The organism is Microbacterium sp. HMWF026 (assembly GCF_003061325.1).
GTDB classification, from domain to species: Bacteria; Actinomycetota; Actinomycetes; order Actinomycetales; family Microbacteriaceae; genus Microbacterium; species Microbacterium testaceum_E.
The window spans coordinates 412-2984 of record NZ_QAJB01000465.1 but is presented as its reverse complement, the minus strand read 5'-3'; the positions used below and the strand labels follow the sequence as shown (position 1 = coordinate 2984).

2 protein-coding genes are annotated in these 2573 nt (G+C 73.2%); both read left to right on the top strand.

What is annotated here, in order from left to right; translation table 11 throughout:
- The first annotated feature begins 43 nt into the window (after positions 1 to 43).
- The gene (locus DBR36_RS16880; protein ID WP_108320844.1) at positions 44 to 1159 is read left to right on the top strand and encodes an acetamidase/formamidase family protein; all 1116 of its coding nucleotides are present in this window, start codon (positions 44 to 46) and stop codon (positions 1157 to 1159) included.
- Between the two features lie 175 nt (positions 1160 to 1334).
- On the top strand, positions 1335 to 2573 hold a 1239-nt coding region (locus tag DBR36_RS16875), incomplete at its 3' end, for an AtzH-like domain-containing protein (protein WP_258222963.1).

The following is a 2573-nucleotide window of genomic DNA, read 5'->3' as shown; positions in this document are numbered from 1 at the left end:
CGTCAACGGGACCGGGACCCCCAGCGCCCGTTCCCCCTTCCCGATCCTCCAGCCGCACAGCGGCCCCATCCCTGGCGACCACTACCTCCCCGCCACCCCGGCGACCGTGCTGTGGGGGCGCCTTCCGTGCGCGAGCGACGCGGCGGTCCTCGAGATCGCGTCGGGTGAGAGCGTGACGTTCGACACGGTCAGCCACGAGGGCGTGCTCGACGACCAGGGCAAGGACCCGCGAGCGTTCTTCGGCGCGCACGGCGTGCCCGTCGACGAGGTGCTCGATGACGCGGTCGAGATCGCGGCATCCGTCTCGCGGGATCCCTTCGCCGACGGACCGCACGTCGTCGTCGGACCCGTCCGCGTGGCGGGCGCGCGCCCCGGCGACCTGCTCAAGATCACCGTCGACACCCTCGTGCCGCGCGTGCCCTACGGGGTCATCTCGAACCGGCACGGCAAGGGGGCGCTGCCGGGCGAACTGCCCCGTACCGAGCACAACGTCAGCGTCTTCGCGTCGGTCGAGGAGCGCGCGGGTGCACTCTTCGGCACGCTGCCCGTGGTCGAGGGCGGCGCCCCGGTCGTCGCCTTTCCGCTCGCGCCGTTCCTGGGCACGATGGGCGTCGCCGTCGCCGGCGACGAACGCCCGCACTCCGTCCCGCCCGGAACCCACGGCGGCAACATCGACATCAACCTGCTCGTCGAGGGGACGACCCTGTTCCTGCCGGTGCAGGTCGAGGGGGCGATGGCCTACGTCGGCGATCCGCACTTCGCCCAGGGTGATGGCGAGGTGGCGCTCACGGCGCTCGAGGCCTCGCTCCGGGCGACGCTGCGCTTCGAGGTGATTCCCGCGGATGCCGCCCGCGCCGCGTTCGGAGACGTCACCGGCCCGCTCGTGCGCACCCCCGAGTTCCTCGTGCCCACCGGCATGGACCCCGACCTCGACGCGGCGATGCGCGCGTGCGTGCGCGCCGCGCTCGCGCTGATGAACGGGCGGTGGGGGATGGACGAGCACCTCGCCTACGCCTACCTGAGTGCGGCGACCGACTTCGACATCTCGCAGGTCGTCGACATCGTCTCGGGCGTGCACGCGCGCATCCGCGAGGCCGACTTCGCGGCCGTCCCGGCGGTGGAGCCGGCGCCGCGGGACACCGACGGAGGTGCCGCGTGAGCCCCGCGCTCGCCGCCGCCCTCGCCCGTGCCGAGGCCCCCGGCGCATCCCTCGGCATCATCCCGCGTCGCGCTGCGGACGATGGTTCAGTGTCCACGACACACGGATGGGTCGCGCGAGCATCCGCATGTTTTGGACACTCGACGTCCGACGACGCGCCGAGAAAGGGACGACAGTGACGGATGCCACGATCCCCGCCGACCTGCGGGCTGCCTTCGAGGCGTACGAGCGGGCGATCGTCGCGAACGACCTCGACGCGCTCGACGCGTCCTTCGCACCCGGACCCGAGACCCTGCGCGGGGATTCCGGCGGCCTGCTCGTCGGACACGACGCGATCAGCGGATTCCGGTCGTTGCGCGGCGGCGTCCCCCCGCGCGAGATCGCCGACGTCCACTACCGCCCGCTGGCCCGCGGCTCCCGTCCGGACGCCGACCACGACGTCGCGAGCATCGACGGCGACGTCGCCCTGCTCGTGTCGGTGTCGCGCTTCACCGGCGGAGGCCGCGGTCTGCAGACGCAGGTGTGGGAGCGCGTCGACGGCCGGTGGGTCATCACCGCCGCGCACGTCACCCCGCGCACGCCGGCGTTCGACCGGTCGATCTGGCGCAGCGTCGGCGACCCGTTCCTGCAGGGCGCGTGGGAGGGGCCGCTCGCCGGACTCACCGTCGCGGTGAAGGACCTCTTCGCGATCGCGGGATTCCGCATCGGTGCCGGCAATCCGACGTACCTCGAGCAGGCGCGTCCCGAGAAGGTCACCGCTCCCGCGGTGGCCGACCTGTTGCGCGCCGGGGCGTCGCTGCGGGGGATCGCCCGCACCGACGAGTTCGCGTACTCGATCGCGGGTGACAACGTGCACTACGGCACCCCGCCCAACGGCGCGGTCGTCGGTGCACTGCCCGGGGGATCCTCGAGCGGACCGGCCGCGGCCGTCGCCCTCGGCCACGCCGACGTCGGTCTCGCGACCGACACCGCGGGCTCCATCCGCGTACCCGCGTCGTACCAGGGCCTGTGGGGCCTGCGCACGACCCACGACCTCGTCCCGCGTCAGGGGATGCTGCCGCTCGCGCAGTCGTTCGACACGATCGGCTGGCTCACCCGCGACGGCGACACGCTGCAGCGCGTGGCCGACTGGTGCCTCAGCTACGACGGTTCCGCCTCGACCGAGAACGTCTACGGCGCCTCGGGCGACGACCTGCCGTGGCGGTTCCTCGTGCCCGAAGAGATCCTCGACTGCGTCGATCCCGACACCCGCGCGGTGTTCTCGCGGCTGCTCGCCGCGCTCGCGGCATCCGAGGATCCTCCGTCCCTGCGCGCCGTCGATGCGGTCGACGTGGATGCCACGTTCACCGCGTTCCGGACGGTCCAGGGCGCCGAGGCCTGGCGCAACGACGGCGAGTGGCTGCGTGCGCACCCC